At 70.3% G+C, this 19843-nt stretch carries 20 protein-coding genes; 10 read left to right on the top strand and 10 right to left on the bottom strand.

The genetic code is table 11. The annotated features are described in order from the left end of the window. Positions 1–8: 8 nt before the first annotated feature. From ACWELJ_RS03640 to ACWELJ_RS03630, 3 genes are all read right to left on the bottom strand, one after another. Positions 9–1544, bottom strand: coding sequence for a flavin-containing monooxygenase (locus ACWELJ_RS03640; RefSeq protein ID WP_452364616.1), 1536 nt, complete (start codon positions 1542–1544; stop codon positions 9–11). Positions 1545–1640: 96 nt separating this feature from the next. After that, entirely contained in the window at positions 1641–2447 is an 807-nt protein-coding gene (locus ACWELJ_RS03635) for an amino acid-binding protein (protein WP_452364615.1), read from the bottom strand. 157 nt (positions 2448–2604) lie between these two features. Beyond that, positions 2605–2940 (bottom strand): TfoX/Sxy family protein, encoded by a 336-nt coding sequence (locus tag ACWELJ_RS03630; protein WP_357084480.1) that lies wholly within the window; start codon positions 2938–2940, stop codon positions 2605–2607. A 132-nt stretch (positions 2941–3072) separates the two neighbouring features. On the opposite strand from ACWELJ_RS03630, the gene ACWELJ_RS03625 reads away from it, so the two are divergent. Then, entirely contained in the window at positions 3073–4161 is a 1089-nt protein-coding gene (locus ACWELJ_RS03625; protein WP_452364614.1) for a carboxylate-amine ligase, read from the top strand. Positions 4162–4170: 9 nt separating this feature from the next. Here the strand turns inward: ACWELJ_RS03625 and ACWELJ_RS03620 are convergent, their stop codons facing one another. The 4 genes from ACWELJ_RS03620 to ACWELJ_RS03605 form a co-directional block, all read right to left on the bottom strand. Beyond that, positions 4171–4713: a DUF4333 domain-containing protein gene (locus tag ACWELJ_RS03620; protein WP_452364613.1), complete on the bottom strand. Its 543-nt coding sequence runs from the start codon at positions 4711–4713 to the stop codon at positions 4171–4173. A 137-nt stretch (positions 4714–4850) separates the two neighbouring features. Further along, complete coding sequence (locus ACWELJ_RS03615) at positions 4851–5477, bottom strand: MBL fold metallo-hydrolase (protein ID WP_452364612.1); 627 nt, start codon at positions 5475–5477, stop codon at positions 4851–4853. Beyond that, positions 5477–6562 (bottom strand): S-(hydroxymethyl)mycothiol dehydrogenase, encoded by a 1086-nt coding sequence (locus tag ACWELJ_RS03610; RefSeq protein ID WP_213554889.1) that lies wholly within the window; start codon positions 6560–6562, stop codon positions 5477–5479. The genes ACWELJ_RS03615 and ACWELJ_RS03610 overlap by 1 nt, the downstream gene beginning before the upstream one ends. Positions 6563–6686: 124 nt before the next feature. Next, positions 6687–7583: a LysR family transcriptional regulator ArgP gene (locus ACWELJ_RS03605; RefSeq protein ID WP_452364611.1), complete on the bottom strand. Its 897-nt coding sequence runs from the start codon at positions 7581–7583 to the stop codon at positions 6687–6689. A 135-nt stretch (positions 7584–7718) separates the two neighbouring features. Here ACWELJ_RS03605 and ACWELJ_RS03600 point away from each other — a divergent pair, with 135 nt between their 5' ends. Further along, positions 7719–8273, top strand: a complete 555-nt coding sequence (locus ACWELJ_RS03600) for a LysE/ArgO family amino acid transporter (protein ID WP_452364634.1) — start codon at positions 7719–7721, stop codon at positions 8271–8273. A gap of 6 nt (positions 8274–8279) precedes the next feature. On the opposite strand, the gene ACWELJ_RS03595 is transcribed toward ACWELJ_RS03600, so the two are convergent. The 3 genes from ACWELJ_RS03595 to ACWELJ_RS03585 all read right to left on the bottom strand — a co-directional run bounded on the left by ACWELJ_RS03595 (position 8280) and on the right by ACWELJ_RS03585 (position 11254). Then, positions 8280–9104 (bottom strand): hypothetical protein, encoded by an 825-nt coding sequence (locus ACWELJ_RS03595; RefSeq protein ID WP_452364610.1) that lies wholly within the window; start codon positions 9102–9104, stop codon positions 8280–8282. Between the two features lie 105 nt (positions 9105–9209). Next, positions 9210–10220, bottom strand: a complete 1011-nt coding sequence (locus ACWELJ_RS03590) for a Gfo/Idh/MocA family protein (protein ID WP_452364609.1) — start codon at positions 10218–10220, stop codon at positions 9210–9212. A gap of 29 nt (positions 10221–10249) precedes the next feature. Further along, a complete protein-coding gene (locus ACWELJ_RS03585) occupies positions 10250–11254 on the bottom strand; it encodes a LacI family DNA-binding transcriptional regulator (RefSeq protein ID WP_452364608.1) in 1005 nt (334 codons plus the stop codon). Between the two features lie 229 nt (positions 11255–11483). Here ACWELJ_RS03585 and ACWELJ_RS03580 point away from each other — a divergent pair, with 229 nt between their 5' ends. Genes ACWELJ_RS03580 through iolD form a run of 8 tightly spaced genes read left to right on the top strand, consistent with a single transcriptional unit; the run spans position 11484 to position 19821 of the window. Next, on the top strand, positions 11484–12395 hold the full coding sequence (locus ACWELJ_RS03580) for a TIM barrel protein (protein ID WP_452364607.1): 912 nt from the start codon (positions 11484–11486) through the stop codon (positions 12393–12395). Positions 12396–12414: 19 nt separating this feature from the next. Continuing rightward, the gene (locus ACWELJ_RS03575) at positions 12415–13410 is read left to right on the top strand and encodes a sugar ABC transporter substrate-binding protein (RefSeq protein ID WP_452364606.1); all 996 of its coding nucleotides are present in this window, start codon (positions 12415–12417) and stop codon (positions 13408–13410) included. A gap of 20 nt (positions 13411–13430) precedes the next feature. Further along, a complete protein-coding gene (locus tag ACWELJ_RS03570) occupies positions 13431–14489 on the top strand; it encodes an ABC transporter permease (RefSeq protein WP_452364605.1) in 1059 nt (352 codons plus the stop codon). Beyond that, positions 14486–15268 (top strand): ATP-binding cassette domain-containing protein, encoded by a 783-nt coding sequence (locus ACWELJ_RS03565; protein ID WP_452364604.1) that lies wholly within the window; start codon positions 14486–14488, stop codon positions 15266–15268. Before ACWELJ_RS03570 ends, ACWELJ_RS03565 begins: the two co-directional genes overlap by 4 nt. After that, a complete protein-coding gene (gene iolC, locus ACWELJ_RS03560; RefSeq protein ID WP_452364603.1) occupies positions 15265–16203 on the top strand; it encodes a 5-dehydro-2-deoxygluconokinase in 939 nt (312 codons plus the stop codon). The genes ACWELJ_RS03565 and iolC overlap by 4 nt, the downstream gene beginning before the upstream one ends. After that, positions 16194–17087, top strand: coding sequence for a Cgl0159 family (beta/alpha)8-fold protein (locus tag ACWELJ_RS03555; RefSeq protein ID WP_452364602.1), 894 nt, complete (start codon positions 16194–16196; stop codon positions 17085–17087). The genes iolC and ACWELJ_RS03555 overlap by 10 nt, the downstream gene beginning before the upstream one ends. After that, a complete protein-coding gene (iolB, locus tag ACWELJ_RS03550) occupies positions 17084–17974 on the top strand; it encodes a 5-deoxy-glucuronate isomerase (protein WP_452364601.1) in 891 nt (296 codons plus the stop codon). Before ACWELJ_RS03555 ends, iolB begins: the two co-directional genes overlap by 4 nt. Further along, positions 17971–19821 carry a 3D-(3,5/4)-trihydroxycyclohexane-1,2-dione acylhydrolase (decyclizing) gene (gene iolD, locus ACWELJ_RS03545; protein ID WP_452364600.1) on the top strand — a complete coding sequence of 617 codons (1851 nt, stop codon included), beginning with the start codon at positions 17971–17973 and terminating at the stop codon, positions 19819–19821. The genes iolB and iolD overlap by 4 nt, the downstream gene beginning before the upstream one ends. Positions 19822–19843 lie beyond the last annotated feature (22 nt).

Raw genomic sequence — 19843 nt, 5'->3', positions numbered from 1 at the left:
CGGAACGGTCAGGCGGGCAGACGGTCGAAGGCGTAGTCCGAGAACGGGAATCGACGATGCGCCCGGCGCGCCGAGAAGAACCCGGTGGGCCGGATGTAGGTCGAGTCGCCCTGCGAATTGCGGTAGTAGGTCGGGACGTGCGCGTTCAGTTCGGACAGGTAGTAGCGCATGGCCGCGCCGTGGCGGTAGATGCGGCGGTGATAGGCGTCGTGCGCGTCCTGGCGCACGACCGCACAGGTCGCGCCGCGCCGGCGCGCCTCGGCAATGGCGCGCACCGCGTGGGCCGCGGTCATCTCCACGAACGCGTGCCAGCCGCTGCCGGTCCAGGAATACGGGCCGACCAGGGTCCAGCGATTGGGCAGGCCGGGCAGCGCGACGCTCTCGTAGGCCTGCAGGCCGTGCTCGGTGAAGTATTTGCCCAGATCCAGGCCGTCGCGGCCCACCACCAGGCCGGGCGTGTAGGTCTCCGGATCGGAGAAGACGTGATAGCCGGTGGCCAGCACGATCATGTCGAACTCGCGCTCGACGCCGTCGGTGGTGCGCAGGCCCGCCGCGGTGAACCGTTCGATCGGTGTGGTCACCAGGTCGACATTGTCGCGGTTGAAGGCCAGCAGATAGCCGGTGTTGAGCGTCGGGCGTTTGGCGATCGGGCCGTAGTCCGGGGCCAGGCGTTCGCGAATCTCCGGGTCCCGCACCATGAGTCGCAACAGGCCGCGGTAGCCGCGGATGGCGGTGGCGTCGATGGCGCGCAGCGCGGGCCGGACCATGGGCAGCGGTGCGCTGGACATGGTCCGCAGCGCGGCGTCGACCGCCACCAGCGCCGCACCGTGCACCCCCGCCTGCACGCCCGGGACGCGCAGGGCCAGCCGGACCGCGCGCGGAATCCGCGGATTCGGTTTGGGCAGGCACCAGACCGGCGTGCGCTGGAAGACCGCGAGGCTGCCCACCTCGCCGGCGATGGCGGGGGTGATCTGCACCGAGCTCGCGCCGGTGCCGATGATCGCGACGCGCCGTCCGGTCAGGTCGTAGCCGTCGTCCCAGTCCGAGGGCCGCTGGATCCGGCCGCGGTAGTCGGCCAGTCCCGGAATCCCGGGATCCAGTTTGGGACTGATGAACGCGCCGACCGCGCTGATGACGAACCGCGCGGACAGCACGCCGCCGTCGGCGAGCCGCAGGGTCCAGCGGTGCCGGTCCTCGTCCCACTCCTCGGCGGCCACCTCGGTGCCGAACCGCACGTGCGGGTACAGCCCGAAGCGGCGGGCCACCGCCTGGTGATACCGTCGCACCTCCGCGCCCGAGGCGAACAGCCTGCTCCAGTCGGGGTTTCGCGCGAACGAGTACTGGTAGGCCACCGACGGGATGTCGACTTCCAGTCCCGGATAATGGTTTTCGTGCCAGCTGCCGCCGACCTCGTCGGCGCGCTCCAGGATCGCGAAGTCGCGCACCCCCGCCCGCGTCAGTTCGACCCCCGCGGCGATCCCGCCCGGGCCCGCACCGATCACCACCACCTCGTGATCCGGAGCCGAAAGCCGCGCTGCGCCCATCACTCCAGGGTAGTTCTGTCTGGGACAGTGATCAAGGGGTGGGTGCGCCGCCGCCGAAAGCCCCTTCGCGCGAGGGGGATCCGCAGGCGGGGCGGGTCACGGGTGACGGGTCGCGACCACCGCGAGATCGATGAGCCGATGCGCACGGGCCACCTCGGCGGGCGTGAAGGGTTCCCCGGTGCGCAGGAAGGTCATGGACGCGCGGTCGGGTCGCGCCTCGATCTCGAGCAGCGTGCCGCCGGGCGCGCGGGCCGGATCGGGATCCGGAAGATATTGCGCGCCCAGCAGTTCCGCGATGGCCAGCGGCAGCTCGCCCGGATCGGCGGCCACCCGCCCGGCCAGGCCCAGCGCCCGGGTCTGACCGTCGACCAGGGTCAGCGCCGACGCGGGCCAGATGCCGATCGCCACCCCGCCCGCCTTGGCGACCGCGTGGGTCAGGCGCTGCGGCAACACCTCCGCCGGGGTGGACACCACCAGTTCGTCGAGCACGCCGTTCTCCAGATGGTGCACGTGCATGGCGAGGATATTGGCCCGCCGGTCGGCGAGCTGCTTGGCCAGCAGCTCCAATCGGCCGGGCTTGTTGTCGAGACGCACGCGAATCCGCCAGAGCCGCTCGGCGCTGTCGAGGCGGTGCCGGTGCCGCAGTTCCGGGGCGTGCAGCCAGCGGCTCAGGTACCGCATCGCCCCCGGTTCGACCACCCAGATGACCAGGATGGTCGCGGTCACCGCCAGAATCGCCACCGTCGCCAGGTACGGCAGCTCGAGATGGATGACCAGGGCGTGCAGGGCCAGTTCGACCGGGAACACCGCGGCGAGCTTGGCCAGGGCCAGCCGGGTGCGGGTGGGATGGGGCAGGCGACCACAGACTTCGCATGCCAGTGCATGTATCTCGGTTTGCCTCATGTTCACCACGGTGCGCGACACAGGTTTCCGCGCTGTGGTGCGGTGTAAAGTCGACATGACAAGCTGCGGCGAAACCATTGCAGCAGCTCATGATTGGGTGAGTCCGGACACATCGGCGTTCGCGCTGTGTTGCGCGGCACAGTATTTGCCCCGGTGGCTACTTGGGTGGCAGCGTCTTGGCGTAGCCGACCCCGAGGCGCACCCACTCGTCGAGCGCGTCGTCATCGGTGACCGTCTCGGCGGTGACGCGTAGCCACCCGGTCATCTTCTTGCCGCCCATCTCCATCGGCTCGACCGCGCCCGCCCGCAGCAGGTCCCCGGCGGTGTCCGGATCGGCGCGCACCAGCAGTCCGCCCTTGCCACTGGCTGCGACCGCCATATTGCCGCCCACCAGAAACGCCAGGCCGCCGAACATCTTCTTCTCGACCACGTGGGCCACTTCGGGCCCGAGCGCGTCGCGGATCCGGTCGGCCAGCTCCTCGTCGTATGCCATGGCGACAGTGTGACCCCACCCACCGACAATCCGGGTGATCCGGCCGCTGACGACCCGCAGGCGGCGTGCGGGCCGAGCCGGAGAGACCGCTCCGGCAGGTGTGGAGTCGCGCTGGGGAGGTATCCCGCCGATGTGGAAGCCCCGCCTACGGTCGGAGTCGAAGAGGAGTTCCTCCTCGTGGATCCGCGCACCGGCGCGCCCGTCGGCAGGAACGCCGACGTCGCCCGGACCGCGGCGGACCTCGGCATGGACCTGCAACTGGAAATCATGCGCTGCCAGGTCGAGACCAGCACCCGCGTGCACACCAGCACCGGCGACCTGCTCCGGGAGCTGCGGGAGTTGCGCCGCGGCGCGGCCGCCTGCGCGGAGAAGAACGACGCGCTGTTGCTGGCCGCCGCGGTGCCGCCGACGGTCCCCGAGGAGCTCGCGATCACCAGCACCCCGCGCTACACCCGCATCGCCGAGCGATTCGGCCGGCTCGCCCGCGAACAGGGTCTGTGCGGCTGCCACGTGCACGTCGCCGTCCCCGACCGGATCGAGGCCCTGCGGGTGAGCAACTTCCTGCGACCCTGGCTGCCGGTGCTGCTGGCGCTGACCGCCAATTCCGCCATCTACCGCGGCTGCGAAACCGGCTATGCCAGTTGGCGCAATATCCTGTGGCGGCGCTGGCCCAGCGCCGGTCCACCCCCGTACTTCGGGTCGGTCGCGGAATACGACGCGGCGGTGGAATCCATGCTCGCGCTCGGGGTGATCCTGGACCGCAAGATGATCTACTGGGACGTCCGCCCCTCCTCCACGTTCCCGACGGTCGAGGTGCGAGTCAGCGACGTCCCCGCCACCGTCGAGGAATCCGCGCTGCTGGCGACCCTGGTCCGCGCCGCCGCCATGACCGCCCGCACCGCCGAACCCCGGCCCCCGGTCGCGGAAGCCGCACTGCGCGCGGCGTATTGGCGCGCCGCGCACGAAGGCCTGGACGGCACCGTGATCGATCCGGTCGACAGCCGCCCGATCCCGGTAGCCGAACTACTGGACCACCTCGTCGCCCTCGTCCGGCCCGCCCTCGAACAACTCGGCGACCTCCCCTTCGTCACCGACACGATCGCCGCGGTGCTGTCGCGGGGCAACGGAGCCCGGCGGCAGCTCAACGCCTTTCGCGCTCGCGGCGATCTCTCGGACGTGGTAGCCGAACTCGCGGACGCGACCCTGTACACGTGCCGATAGCTCCAGGGCTCACGGCAGCGGCTGGTCGTCGACGATCATGTCGTAGTTGACCTTGGTGCCTTCCACATTCGTGGTCTTGGCGGTGAAACCCCAGCGGGTGCCGTCGTTCTCGGTCACCACGCAGCGGATGGACGCACCCGTGGCCCCGCGTAGCAGGCCGTTGCAGGTGGAGGACTGCGGGGACATGCCGAACTTCTGGCGGTAGGTGTCGGCGATCGTGCCGGCGACATCGTCGGGGGCGACATAGGCGTCGGCGAAGGTCAGGTCGTAGTAGACGTCGCTGCCGTCGACCTTGGTGACCTTGGTGTCGATCACCCAGTTCTGGCCGTCGGCGGCGGTGGCGGTGCAGGTCTGGGTGGCGTCGACCTTGGCGGCCAGGCTCCCATCGCAGCTCACCGACTTCGCGTCCTCGTGCGACTTGTCCTTGTAGAAGCTCGAGGCCTTGGCCTGGACATCGCTCTTGCTCACGGAGGAGGAGCCGGTGGACACCGAACAGCCCACCGCGAGCAGGGGAATGGAGGTCAGCGCCAGAGCGGCTGTCAGTTTTCTCATGGACAACTTTAGGCGCGGATTCGCCCGGAAAATCCTGGGAACGCGAACCGATCCGCCGCATTGGGGGGCGGATTAGGGGCTCCGGCCGTGGTCCGGTCCGGTCTGCGCGGTGACCGGACCGGACCACGGCCGCGGGATCAGCCGACTCGGGCGCGCCACTCCTCCAGCTGCGGGAGTTCCGCGCCGATGGTGGTGGATTCGCCGTGGCCGGTGTGCACCAGGGTCTCCGGCGGCAGGGTCAGCAGCCGGTCCGCGATCGACTCCACGATGGTGCCGAAATCGGAGAACGACCGGCCCGTCGCACCCGGACCGCCGTGGAACAGCGTGTCACCGGTGAACACCGCACCCAGATCGGGGGAGTAGAAGCAGACCGAGCCCGGCGCGTGGCCCGGCGTGTGCAGCACGTGCAGCTCGGTGCCGCCGACCGCGATGATCTGCTTGTCCGCCAGCTCGCCGTCGGGGCTGACCTGCGGGTGGGTCTGCTGCCACAGCACCTGGTCCGCGGGGTGCATGAGGATCGGAGCGCCGGTGGCCCTGGCCAATTCGGGCGCGACCCGGACGTGGTCGTCGTGCGCGTGGGTGACCAGGATGGCCTGCACGGCGCGGGTGCCGATCACGTCGAGAATGGCCTCGACATTGTGCGGGGCGTCGATGACGACACACTCCAGATCGTCGCCCACCACCCACACATTGTTGTCGACGTCGAAGGTCTCGCCGTCGAGGGAGAAGGTGCCGACGGTCACCGCGTGGTCGATGTGCGCCATCAGAACACCACCACCGAGCGCAGCACGTCACCGTGATGCATCTTGGTGAACGCGGCCTCGACCTCGTCGAGCGCGATGGTCTCCGAGACGAACCCGTCCAGGTCCAGACGGCCCTGCTTGTAGAGCTCGATCAGGTACGGGAAGTCGCGTGAGGGCAGGCAGTCGCCGTACCACGAGGACTTCAAGGACCCACCGCGCGAGAAGAAGTCGATGAGCGGCATCTCCAGCGTCATATCCGGGGTCGGCACCCCGACCAGCACCACGGTGCCCGCCAGGTCGCGCGCGTAGAACGCCTGCTTCCAGGTCTCCGGGCGGCCCACGGCGTCGATCACGACATCCGCGCCGAAACCGTCGGTGAGTTCCTGAACCCGTTCCACCGCATCCTCTTTGGCGGCATTGACGGTGTGGGTGGCGCCGAAACCGGTGGCCCACTCCAGCTTCCGCTCGTCGAGGTCGACCGCGACGATGGTGGTCGCGCCCGCCAGCTTGGCGCCGGCGATGGCGGCATTGCCGACACCGCCGCAGCCGATGACCGCGACCGAATCACCGCGGCTCACCCCGCCGGTGTTGATGGCCGCGCCCAGGCCGGCCATGACGCCGCAGCCCAGCAGGCCCGCCGCGGCCGGGGACACGCTCGGATCCACCTTCGTGCACTGCCCGGCGTGCACCAGGGTCTTCTCGGCGAACGCGCCGATGCCCAGGGCCGGGGTGAGCGGGGTGCCGTCGGTCAGCGTCATCGGCTGGGCGGCATTGAAGGTGTCGAAACAGTACTGGGGCTTGCCCTTCCGGCACGCGCGGCACGAACCGCAGACCGCGCGCCAATTCAGGATGACGAAATCGCCGGGCTCCACATCGGTGACGCCCTCGCCCACCGATTCCACGATGCCGGCGGCTTCGTGCCCTAGCAGGAACGGGAATTCATCGTTGATACCGCCCTCACGGTAGTGCAGGTCGGTGTGGCAGACGCCGCACGCCTGCACCCGGACCACGGCCTCGCCGGGACCCGGGTCCGGGATGACGATCTCGGTGACTTCGACGGGCGCGTTCTTGGAGCGAGCGACAACGCCGCGCACAATTTGGGACAACGAAATTCCTTCCTGGCTAAACGCAATGCCTTCGACTATTGCATCCGGTTCCGCCCACGTCATCTATTACCCCGGGTCACGCACAATGAATCCCCTTGTGTCCGATCACGAGAACGGTGTCCTATCACAGCAGTGATCGCTCCGCGGCCTCGGCTATGGTCGCGGCGACGACTGTCAGGGCGGGTGAATCCAGCCGCCATTGCTGCCAGTACAGCGGCACGTCCACGAAAACCTTGTCGTCCAGCGGAACCAGGCCGTCCTCGGGACGAATCATCAGGTCGGGGATCATGCCCCACCCCAGTCCGGCGAGCACGGCGTCGTTGAACGCGGCCGAGGACGGAATGTAATGACGCGGTGGATCCACCGGCTTGCGAGTGTAGTGGCGCACCAGCCGGAACTGCAGATCGTCCTTGCGATCGAAGAGCACCACGGGCGCGTGTGCGAACGACTTCGCATTCGCGCCGTCGGGAAACCAGGTGCGGGCGAACTCGGGATGGGCCATCGGGCGATACCGCATGGCGCCCAATCGGCGCACCGTGCAGCCCTGGACGGGGGCGGCGGTGGAGGTGATGGCCGCCATCACCGTGCCGTCGCGCAGCAGGCGGGTGGTGTGCTCCTCGTCCTCGCGGTGGATCTCGAACGAGAGTCCGGCGGCGCCGGGCTGGAGCGCGTTGGCCCGGCCGAGCGCGGCCACCACCCAGGTGTGCAGTGAATCGGCGTTCACGGCGATGGGAATGACCACCGGGCGATCGGCGGGCTGATGCGCCTCGCCGAGTTCGCGGGCGGTGTCGCCGGTGAGCAACTGGATCTGCCGGGCCAGGCGCAGCACGGCCAGCCCGGATTCGGTGGGCTGCACCGGTTTGGTGCGTTGCACCAGGATGCGGCCCGCCGCGTCCTCGAGCGCCTTGATGCGCTGGCTGATTGCCGAGGGTGTGACACTGAGTTTGCGGGCGGCCGCGTCGAAGGTGCCCTCCGCGATCACGGCGTCGAGGGCGCGCAGTTGGTCGAGCTGCAGATCCACGGTAAGCGATTCTAATGGCACCTCAGAATCTTTAGCTGGCCTGGTGCTGGACGGTTGCCTACTTTCAGAAGGGTGAACGCATCATCGGCGGCCCTGGCGGCCATCTCGGGACTCGGCTTCGGACTCTCCCTCATCATGGCGATCGGGGCGCAGAACGCCTTCGTGCTGCGTCAGGGCATCCGCGGCGAACACGTCCTGCCGGTGGTCGCGGTGTGCATCGGCTCCGATGTGGTGCTCATGACGCTCGGCGTCGCGGGCTTCGGCGCGATCGTGAACTCCGTGCCGATGGTCATGACCGTCGCGAAGTACGCGGGCGCGGCGTTCCTGCTCGGCTACGCGGCGCTGGCCGCCAAGCGCGCGCTGTCCGCGTCGGCGCTGTCCGCCGGCGGCGGCGCCCCGATCGCGCTGGGCGCGGCCATCGCCACCTGCCTGGCCGTCACCTGGCTCAACCCGCACGCCTACCTGGACACGGTGGTGCTGCTGGGCTCCTTCGCCAATACCTACGCCACCCCGGACCGCTGGTTCCTGACCGCGGGAGCCATCGCGGGCAGTCTGATCTGGTTCCTGTCGCTGGGTTTCGGCGCGCGCCTGCTGGCCCCGGTCTTCGCGAAGCCCAAGGCGTGGCGGGTGCTGGACTCGCTGATCGCGCTCGTGATGACCGGGCTCGCCGTCGGTTTGCTGGTGAGCTGAGCGCGGTCAGTACACCTGCTTCCACACCCCGATCGGACTGTTGGTGTTGTCGGCGGGCAGGCAGTACACGGCGCGGCCGCTCGAGGACTGGGCGATGCCGTCCTTCTTGAGATTGCAGACCTGGCCGGGCTCGTGCTTGCCGCTGGTCAGGGTGCCGGGGCTGTCCCACACGTACGACGGGGTCGAGCCGCCGCCGGGGCGGCGGGTGCAGACCAGCTGGCTGCCGCCGCTGGTGTAGCCGAAGCTGCCCGCTTCGCCCACGTTGCACGGGGATCCGAGCGCGGGCCGGGTGATGGGCAGCCAGTGCGGGCTCGCGCCGCCGGTCGCGTCGCAGGTCAGGACGGTGCCGTCGGAGGTGGTGGCGGTCGAGCCGACCTGCTCGCAGGGCATCTGGATGCCGATCACCGGACTGACGCTGGTGGTGGTCGTCGTCGTGGTCGTGGTCGAGCTCGTGGTCGTGGTCGTGGTCCGCTCGGGCGCGGTCGTGACGTCGACCTCCTGGGCCGCGGTGGTCGTGGTGGGCCGTGCCGAGGTCGTGACCAGGATCCGTGTCGGGGCCGGGTCTTTCGTGGCGTTCGGTGCGGCGTCCCAGCCGCTGTTCCCGGAGACGAGCAGAATCACGATGGCCACCAGGGACACCGCGATGGTCGCGGTCAGCCCGATGATCGCGTACCGCGTGGCGGGCGAGCCGCCCAGCAGGCCCGCGAGGCCGCCGGGGCGGCCACCGGGGGGCTGATCGGCGTCGTCGGACACGGCCTCGAAGACCATGGTTTCCTGGGTCCACAGCTCGTCGTGCGGATCATAGCCGGGTGGTATCGAATTGCCGTTCATCCCAATAACTCTCGCTCGGTGGTCCCGCTGTTCTCACCGGGCAAACAAAGAAGTTATACGGGGATGCCGCCGGGCGGTAGCCGGAGTTTCCGCGGCGGGGTTCGGTCAGCGGCGAATGTCGGCCAGCCGGACCGGTCTGCCCTGGTGCCGGGACAGTTCGCAGGCCTCGGCGATGTAGAACGCCTCCAGGGCGTCCGCGGGCGGGCACGGGTTGGGCAGCTGCCCGTCGACCACGCCGACGAAGGTGGCGAGCTCCTCGGCGTAGGCGCCGTGGAAGCGGTCCATGAAGCCCGGGTAGACCGGCAGCGCCGTGGGCGGGTGGCCGGGTTCCACCGAACGCAGCGGGGCGCGCTCGTCGAGGCCGACGATGGCGTTGCCGGTCGAGCCGAGCACCTCCAGCCGCACGTCGTAGCCCGCGCCGTTGTAGCGGCTCAGCGAGACGGTGGCCAGGCAGCCGTCGTCGAGGCGCAGCACCACCGCCGCGGTGTCGACATCGCCGGACGCGGCGAAGAACGACTCCCCGCGATTCGCGCCGGTGGCATAGACCTCCACCACCTCGCGCCCGCTGACCCAGCGGATGATGTCGAAATCGTGGACGCCGCAATCGCGGAACAGCCCGCCCGAGCGCGGAATGTAGTCCGCGGGCGGGGGCGCGGGGTCCAGGGTGGTGGCCCGCAGGGTGTGGATCCAGCCCAGATCCCCGGCCGCGATGGCGGCGCGGGCGGCGCGGTAGCCGGCGTCGAAGCGCCGCTGGAAGCCGATCTGGACCGGGACCTCGGAACGCTCGAGGTGCTCGACCACCCGCAGTGTGCCCAGAATGTCGGCGGCGATGGGCTTTTCGCAGAAGACCGGGATATCGCGGTCGACGGCGGCGGTGATCAGGGCCGGATGCGAGTCGGTGGCCGTGGCGACGACCAGGCCGTCGATCCCGGCCTCGAACAGCGCGTCGATATCGGACGCGTACTCCAGGCCGAGTTTGTCGGCGGTGCTGCGGGCGCGCTCGGCGTCGGCGTCGGTGACGATGACCCGGGCCACGCCCGGCAGCGTCGCGAGGGTCTCGGCATGGGAGGTTCCGATGCGGCCGGTGCCGGCGAGGCCCACGGTGATCGGGGACATGGCGGAGCTCCTGTCAGTCGCGGTGCGGATCAGTCTCGGGGTGGTGCGGTGGTCGAGCGGATGACCAGGGACGGCTCGAGGCGCTGGCGCAGCGGGTCGGTGCGGCCCTCGCGCAGGCGTTCGGTCAGCGCCGCGACGGCCAGCCGCCCGATGCGGTTGCGCGGCTGGTCGATGGTGGTGAGCGCGACGTGCCGCAGCGCCGCGAGCGAGGTGTTGTCGTAGCCGACGATCGAGACATCGTCGGGTACCCGCAGACCCGCCGCCTCCAGCGCGGCGGCCGCGCCCACGGCGTTGAAATCGTTGCCGCACACCAGGGCAGTGGGAAAGGTACTGGGGGAGAAGATGTTCAGCAGTTTGCGGACCGCGGCCGCGCCGGCCGCGTCGGTGTGCTCGCTCGGGATCACCATGGGTTCGAGGCCGTAGCGGGCCATGGCGGCGGTGTAGCCCTTGCGACGCGGCGGGGCCGCGAAGGCCGCCCCGCCGTCGAGGTGCACGATGCGCCGATGTCCCAGTGCCACCAGGTGATCCACGGCCAGCCCGGCGCCGAGTTCGCCGTCGTCGTTGACGGTGTCGACCGCGCTGCTGGTCGAGGTGCGTGAGACCAGCACCACCGGGCAGCGCGCTGCGGCGTCGCGAATGGCGGCGGCGGGCAATACCGGTGACAGCAGGATGACCCCGCCCGGGCGGAAGGCCAGCAGGCTCTCCAGGGCGGCGCGCTCGCGGGGCGCGCTGCGGCGGCCGGTATTGAGGATGAGCTCGAGCCCGTCCTCCTGCGCGGCCTGGTCCATGCCCTCGACCACGTCGGCGAAGAAGGGATTGCGCAGGTCCGAAACCATGACCCCGACGAGGTTGGAGGTACGGCTGGCCAGCGAGCGGGCCATGGCGTGCGGTTGGTAGCCGAGCTCGGCCGCGGCCGCCAGCACCGCGTCGCGGCGGTGCGCGCTGACCTTGGGGGAGTTGCGCATGACCAGGGACACCAGGGCCCGGGAGACGCCGGCGCGGGCGGCGACATCCTCCATGGTGGGTCGGGTCATGCGACGCACGCTACCTCGTGGCCGCGTACCGGGGCAATGGAGCGCTCTAATCGGACTTTTCAGTCACCGTCCGGTGTGGTGATTCCCCCTGCAAGGCAGTGTTTTCCGAGCTCGATCGCTACTTTTGGGCGCATGTCGGGACCTTGACACCCGAGTGAGCCGGGTTACATTGTTGGAGCGCTCCAATAGCGAGCCTCTTGATGGCCAACGACGGGTCTGGGAAGTGCCGATGACCGAACCGCTCCATCCCTTGCGTCCATTACGAATCGCCGCCGCGCCGATCTCCTGGGGCGTCTGCGAGGTCCCCGGCTGGGGCCATGTCCTCGATCCGGACACCGTCCTGGCGCAGATGTCGGGCCTCGGCCTGTCCGCCACCGAATTCGGGCCGCCCGGATACCTGCCCGAGGATCCGCTCGAACTACGGAAGACCCTGCGCGACTACGGTATTGCGCCGATCGGCGGCTTCCTCGCCCTCACCCTGCATCGCGAACCGAGCCGTGCGCTGGACGTCGCGCGCACCGCCGCCGCACGGTTCGCGGCCGCCGGAGCCGAGGTGCTGGTGCTGGCCGCGGCGACCGGGGAACACGGCTACGACGCCCGCACACCCCTCGGCGATCGCGAATGGCGCACCCTGCTCGAGACCGCGGCCACCGCCGGGGACATCGTCGCCGAACACGGCCTGCGCCCGGTGCTGCACCCGCATGTGGGCACACACGTCGAGACGGCCGCCGAGGTGGAACGCTTCCTCGCCGACTCCGATCTGGACCTCTGCCTCGACACCGGGCACCTGCTCATCGGTGGCACCGACCCGGTCGAGCTGGCCCGTCGCCACCCCGATCGCATCGGGCATATTCACCTCAAGGACGTCCGCGCGGCGCTGGCCGCCGAAGTACGCGGCGGCACAGTCGAATACAGCGAGGCCGTGCGGCGCGGGCTCTATGTTCCGCTCGGCGCGGGCGATGTCGATATCGCCGCCCTGGTCCGCGCGGCGCACGCCGGCGGCTATCGCGGCTGGTACGTGATCGAGCAGGACACCGCGCTGCGTCCCGGCGAGACCGCAGAGGTCCCGACCGCGGCCGCCCGGGAAAGTCTGCGACACCTGGCCGAGATCGCCGCCGGTCTCGCCTCGGCTCGGATCTAGTGGGGAGGTGACGACGACGATGTCCGCATTCTCCCGTCCGCGCCGCCCCCGCCGGCCGCGTCTGGTGCCGTGGCTGGCCGCGGCGGCCGTGCTCGCCGCCTGTAGCGGCCCCGGCTCGGACGCCACCGGTCCCGGCGCGGCTCCCGTCACGGTCGGCACCGTGCGATCGGTGGCGGTGGTGACGCACGGCTCGCCCGGCGACGCCTTCTGGAACGTGGTGAAGAACGGCGCGGAGGCCGCCGGGAAGGATCTCGGCATCCGGGTCGAGTACAACTCGGCGGGCGATCCGACCCAGCAGGCCAAGCTCATCGACAATGCCGTCGCGCAGGGCGTCGACGGGCTGGTGGTGTCCATGGCCAATCCGGACGCGCTGCGGCCCTCGGTGGAGAAGGCGGTGGCCGCGGGCATCCCCGTGGTGACCATCAACTCCGGGGAGGCCGAGAGCACGCGGTTCGGGGCCATCGGCCATGTCGGTCAGAGCGAGCGTCAGGCCGGTGAGGCCGCGGGCAAGCGGCTGGCCGACGCCGGAAAACACAAGATGCTGTGCGTGATTCACGAGGCGGGCAATGTCGGGGCCAATGAGCGATGCGCGGGCGCGATCCAGGGCTTCGGGTCGGCCACCACATTGCAGGTCGACATCAACAATCCGACCGATGTGCAGTCGCGGATCAAGGGCGCGCTCGAAGCCGACCGCTCCATCGACGCGGTCCTGACGCTGAATTCGCAGATCGCCGCCCGCGCGGTGGACGCGGTGAAGGAGTCCTCGGCGGCCACCACGGTGGCCACGTTCGACCTGAATTCCGATGTGGTGAACGCGATCCGGGCCGGAAACCTGCTGTTCGCGGTGGATCAGCAGCAGTACGAGCAGGGCTATCTGCCCGTGGTCATGCTGAAGCTGTACAAGTCGAACCTCAATACCGTGGGCGGCGGGCATCCGGTGCAGACCGGCCCGGCGTTCGTGGACAAGACCACAGTCGATGCCGTCGCCGCGCTGGTCGGCCAGGGCACACGGTGAACGGGCCGGGAGACGCCGAGATGACGACGACGACAACGACATCCGAGACCACGGTGACCGCGGTGGCCCCGCCCGACCGGTTCGCGATCCTCAACCGGCTGGTGGCCCGCCCCGAGGTGGGCGCGCTGCTGGGCGCGGTGGCGGTCTTCGTGTTCTTCACCATCATCACCACCAAATTCCTCAAACCCCTGGGCGTTTCGACGTGGCTGGACGACGCCTCCACGCTCGGGATCATGGCCGTGGCGGTGGCGCTGCTCATGATCGGCGGAGAGTTCGACCTGTCCACCGGCGTGATGACCGCCTCCACCGCGCTGATCACCGGCCTGCTCGCGGTGCACGCGGGCTGGAACGTGTGGTTCGCGCTGGCGGTGTCGCTGGTGTTCGCCCTCGCGGTGGGGGCACTCAACGGCTGGGTGGTGATGCGCACCGGGCTGCCGAGCTTCATCGTCACGCTGGGCACCTTCCTGGCGCTGCAGGGCCTGAACCTCGGGGTGACCCGCTGGGCCACCGGCACCGTGCAGGTGTCGGGGGTGCGGTCGGCGGACGGATATCAGTCCGCCGGATGGGTGTTCGCCTCCACCACCACGATCGGCGGCGCCAGTATCCAGGCGTCGGTGGTGTGGTGGATCGCGGTGACCGCGGTCGCGGCGATCGTGCTGGCGCGCACCCGGTTCGGGAACTGGATCTTCGCGGTCGGCGGCTCACTGCCCACCGCCCGCGCGGTCGGCGTGCCCGCAACCCGCACCAAGATCCTGCTGTTCATGACCACCGCGTTCGCGGGCTGGATCGTGGGCGCGTGCAACCTGCTGCGGTTCGCCAGTGTGCAGGCCAATCAGGGGGTGGGACTGGAGTTCCAGTACATCATCGCCGCGGTGATCGGGGGCTGCCTGCTCACCGGTGGTTTCGGCTCGGTGGTGGGTGCGGCGGTGGGCGCGCTCATCTTCGGCATGGCGCGGCAGGGCATCGTGCTGGCGGGCTGGAACAGCGACTGGTTCATGTTGTTCCTCGGCGCGTTGCTGTTCTCGGCGGTGCTGGTCAACAACGCATTCAAGAAGCGAGCCGAAAGGGTACGCCGATGACCGTGCCATTGATCGAAACCGTCGGCATCGGAAAGAGTTACGGCGGCGTGGTCGCGCTGCGGGATGTGTCGACGGTGGTGAACGCGGGCGAGGTCACCTGTGTGCTGGGCGACAACGGCGCGGGCAAGTCGACGCTGATCAAGATCCTGGCGGGCGTGCACCAGCACGACCGCGGGGAATTGCGGATCGAGGGCCGTGAGCTGCGATTGTCCTCGCCCCGTGCGGCTTTGGACCTCGGTATCGCCACCGTGTACCAGGATCTGGCGGTCGTGCCGCTGATGAGCGTGTGGCGCAATTTCGTCCTCGGTTCCGAACCGGTCAAGCGTTACGGCCCGTTCGAGCTGCTGGACCGCAAACGCGCGCAGGACATCGCCCGGACAGGGCTGGCGGACATGGGGATCGATATTCCCGACCTGGAACAGCCGGTGGGCACGCTCTCCGGCGGCCAGCGGCAGTGCGTGGCCATCGCCCGCGCGGTGCACTACGGGGCCAAGGTGCTGATCCTCGACGAGCCGACCGCGGCGCTGGGCGTGAAACAGGCCGGGGTGGTGCTGCGGTACGTGGTGCAGGCCCGCGACCGCGGGCTGGGGGTCGTGCTGATCACCCACAACCCGCATCACGCCTACCCGGTCGGGGATCGGTTCCTGCTGCTCAAACGCGGGTCCGTGCTGGGCGGCTACGAGAAGGCGCAGATCGATCTCACCGAGCTGACCCGGTTGATGGCGGGCGGCGCGGAACTCGAGGCGCTGCAACACGAATTGGAGCGGGTGGTGCCGTGACCGGACTGGAGGCCCTGACGATCGGCCGGGTCGGCGTCGACCTGTATCCCGAGCAGAGCGGGGTGCCGCTCGCCCAGGTGCGGACCTTCGCCAAGTTCCTCGGCGGCACCGCCACCAATGTCGCGGTGGCCGCGGCCCGGCTGGGGCGGCGGACCGCGGTGCTGACCAAGGTCGGGCCGGACGGGTTCGGCGACTTCGTGCGCGACGCGCTCGAAGGGTTCGGGGTCTCGTCCCGGTATGTCGGGACGGCCGCGGGGCTTCAGACGCCGGTGGTGTTCTGCGAACTGAACCCGCCCGCGGACCCGCCCCTGCTGTTCTATCGGTCGCCCATCGCGCCCGACCTCACCCTCACCGAGGACGAGATTCCCTGGGACGTCGTGGATTCCGTGCCACTGCTGTGGGTGACCGGCACCGGCGTCAGCGCCGAACCCGGCCGCGCCACCCAGCGCGCGATCCTGGAACGCCGGGACCGGCGCGGGCACACCGTGCTCGACCTCGACTATCGGCCCATGTTCTGGCCCGACGTGGACACCGCGCGCGCCGAGATCGGCTGGATGGTCGATCACGTGAACGTGGTGGTGGGCAATCGGACCGAGGTGCAGGTGGCGGTCGGCACCGCCGATCCCGACGCGGCCGCCGACCGGCTGCTGGCGCGCGGGGTGCGCCTGGCCGTGGTGAAGCGCGGCGCCGAGGGCGTGCTCATCGCCACCGAATCCGAGCGCTGGACGGTGCCGCCGTGCCCGGTGCGGGTGTTGTGTGGGCTCGGCGCCGGCGACGGGTTCGGGGGAGCGCTGATCCACGGACTGCTCTCCGGCTGGGACCCGCACCGGGTCGCCGCCTACGCCAATGCCGCCGGCGCGCTGGTGGCGTCCCGGCTGGCCTGCGCCGACGCCATGCCGACCGCCGCCGAGATCGAGGAGATGCTGTGCACCTGACCGACGCGCGCTGGTACGACCTGTTGCGCACCCGCGCCACCGAACCCGAGGCCATCCGCCGCGCCTACGCCGACCGGCGGCGCCGCCCGAACCTGCTGTCGGGCACCGGGACCCTGTTCCTGGTCGCCGCAGACCATCCCGCCCGGGGAGCGCTGGGCGTCGGCGCGGACCGCACCGCCATGGCCGACCGCCGCACCCTGCTGGAACGCCTGCTGATCGCGCTGGCCGACCCGGCGGTGGACGGGGTGCTCGGTTCGCCCGACATCGTGGAGGAGCTGCTGCTGCTCGACGCCGTCCACGACAAGATCGTCATCGGGTCGATGAACCGGGGCGGGCTCGCCGGAGCGGACTGGGAGATCGACGACCGATTCACCGGGTACGACGCCGAATCCCTGGTGAAGTTCCGCCTCGACGGCGGGAAAATGCTTTTGCGCCTGGTGGATTCGGACCCCGGCACGGTCCCGACGTTGGAGGCCTGCGCCCGCGCGGTGTCGGAGCTGGCCGAGCACGGGCTCATGGCCATGGTGGAACCGCTGCCCTACGCCCGCGACCACAGCGGCGCGCTGGCCATGCACAAGGATTCGGCGTCATTGCAACGGGCGATCACGGTCGCCTCCGGACTCGGGGTCACCTCCGCCTACACCTGGCTGAAAATTCCCGCACCCGACGATGTCTCGGTGCTCGACGCCACCACCTTGCCCGTCCTGGTACTCGGTGGCGCGCCCTCGGATGATCCCGAATCCGACCTCGCCGCCTGGGCGGCGGCCCTGCGTCACGACGTCGCGCGTGGTCTGGTCGTCGGCCGCAGCCTGCTCTATCCGCCCGACGGAGACGTTGCGGGCGCGGTACGGGCGGCGGCGCGCGTGCTGGAGGCGGCGCGGTGAAGCGACTGCACCGGCGGGCCGGATCCCTTGCCGACGCCGGTGATCCCGTAGCGCTGACTCCCGGGGACGCGGGGTGGTCCTACGCCGGGCTGCGGGTGTTGCGGCTGGCGGCAGGGGCGCGACGGCTGATCTCCACGGGGGACTTCGAGGCGTTCGTGCTGCCCCTGGCCGGGGCCTGCACGGTGCGGGTGGACGGGATGACCTTCGAACTCGCCGGGCGGGATTCGGTGTTCACGCGGGTGACCGATTTCGCGTATGTGCCGCGCGATGCCGAGGTAGAGCTGTCCACGGTGGCGGGACTGGAGGTCGCGTTGCCGATGGCGCGCTGCGGTCGGCGGCTGGAGCCGAAATACGGTCCAGCCGAGCAGGTTCCGGTCGAGGTGCGCGGGGCTGGTCATGCCACGCGGCAGGTCACCAACTTCGGGACGCCCGGCGTGTGGGATCACGCCGACAAGCTCAACGCCTGCGAGCTCATCACCCCGGACGGGAACTGGTCCTCGTATCCGCCGCACAAGCACGACGAAGCCTCCGAATGCGAGGTCGTCAATGAGGAGATCTACTACTTCCGCATCGCGGGGCGCGACGGAATCACCACGAGCCCTGAAGGTTTCGGCTTCCACCGCACCTACACCCCCGACGGCGCGCTCGACGAGAACGTGGCCGTCCGCGACGGTGACGTCTTCCTCGTGCCACACGGCTATCACGGTCCCTGCGTCGCCGCGCCCGGCTACCCCATGTACTACCTGAACGTGCTGGCCGGTCCCGCGCCCGAGCGGTCCATGGCCTTCTGCGACGATCCCGCGCACGCCTGGGTGCGGGCGGGCTGGGCGTCGGAGGCGGCGGACCCGCGGTGCCCGGTCACCTCCCACGAAGGACGGCTCCGATGAAGCTCACCACCGCACAGGCGCTGGTGGCCTGGCTCGTCGCCCAGCGCTCGGAAACCCTCGAAGGCGTCGAAGTGCCGTTGTTCCCCGCGGCTTTCGGCATCTTCGGGCACGGCAATGTGCTCGGTCTGGGCACCGCGCTGGCCGAGCATCGCGAGGCGCTGCCGTTGTGGCGCGGGCACACCGAGGAGGGGATGGCGCTGGCGGCGGTGGGGCTGGCCAAGGCCACCCAGCGGCGGCAGGTCGGGGTCGCGACCTCCTCGATCGGGCCGGGCGCGCTGAACATGGTGACGGCCGCCGGTGTGGCGCACGCGAACCGGCTGCCGGTGCTGCTGCTGCCCGGCGACACCTTCGTCAGCCGCGCCCCCGATCCGGTGCTGCAGCAGGTGGAGCATTTCGGTGATCCGACCGTCACCGTGAACGACGCGTTTCGGCCGGTGAGTCGCTACTTCGACCGCATCACTCGGCCCGAGCAGTTGATCGCGACGCTGCCGCAGGTGGCGCGGGTGCTCACCGATCCCGCCGACACCGGGCCGGTGGTGCTGGCCCTGCCGCAGGACGTGCAGGCCGAGACCTACGACTTCCCCGACGCGCTGTTCGAGCCGGTGGTGCACCATGTTCCGCGGCCGCGTCCCGATCGGCGCGCGGTCACCGCGGCCGCGCGCGTGCTGCGGGAGGCGCGCCGCCCGCTGCTGGTGCTCGGCGGCGGGGTCCGGTATTCGGGAGCGGGCGGTCAGGCGTTGGAATTCGCTGAGCGGCACGGGATTCCGGTGACCGAGACCACCGCCGGGCGGACGCTGGTGCCGCATGATCATCCGCTGTTCGCCGGTCCGCTCGGGATCACCGGCGCGGCGTCGGCGAATACGCTGGCCGCGGCGGCGGACGTGGTGCTGGCCGTGGGCACGCGCCTGCAGGACTTCACCACCGCGTCGTGGACGGTGTTCGCGCCGGAAGTTCGTCTCGTGCACATCAATACGGCGCGGTTCGACGCGGTCAAGCACGGGGCGCTGGCGGTCGTCGGGGACGCCGACGCGACGCTGCGCGATCTCGGACCTGAACTGGGGGAGTGGTCCGCCGATCCCGACTGGACCGCGCGCGCCGCGGCGGTCCGGTCGGACTGGGACGCCCATATCGACAAACTGCGCGCGCCCACGCCCGGGACGCCCAGCTACGCGCAGATCGTCGGCGTGGTGAACGAGCTCAGCGATGCATCGGACTATGTCCTGACCGCCTCCGGCGGCCTGCCCGGCGAACTCGTCGGCGGCTGGCGCGCGACCGGTGGGGTGCCGACGATGGACGTCGAATACGGGTTCTCGTGCATGGGATACGAGCTCGCCGGGGCGTGGGGTGCGACGCTGGCGCGCACCGCCGCCGAAGGCCTGGTCACGACTCTGCTCGGGGACGGCTCCTACCTGATGCTCAACTCCGAACTGTTCTCCGCCGCCTTCGCCGGGCACCCGTTCGTCGCGGTGGTGTGCGACAACGACGGATATGCGGTGATCGCCCGCTTACAGGAGGGCCAGGGCGGCACCGCGTTCAACAACTTCTACGCCGACTGCCGCACCCATCACGCCACCCCGCCGCGCGTGGACTTCGCCGCACACGCGCGTGCGCTGGGCTGTTCGGTGTTCACCGCCGTCGAGCTCGGCGACTTCCGCGACGCCTATGCCGCCGCCCGGGCCGCCGCCCGGACGGAGTCCCGGCCGGCGGTCGTCGTGGTCCGCACCCAGCCGTCCGCGTGGACCGAGGCGGGTGCGTGGTGGGAAGTCGGAGTGCCGCAGCACCTCTCGGGCCGTGCCGAGTACGACCGCGTCAAACCGGGCCAGCTGCGCTACACGCATCCGGCCTGATCGCGGGCGCGACGCGCCGGTC

This window comes from Nocardia sp. NPDC004582 (assembly GCF_053602115.1).
Note: the sequence above shows the minus strand (reverse complement) of the source record. Positions and strands in the feature narration are given on the sequence as shown.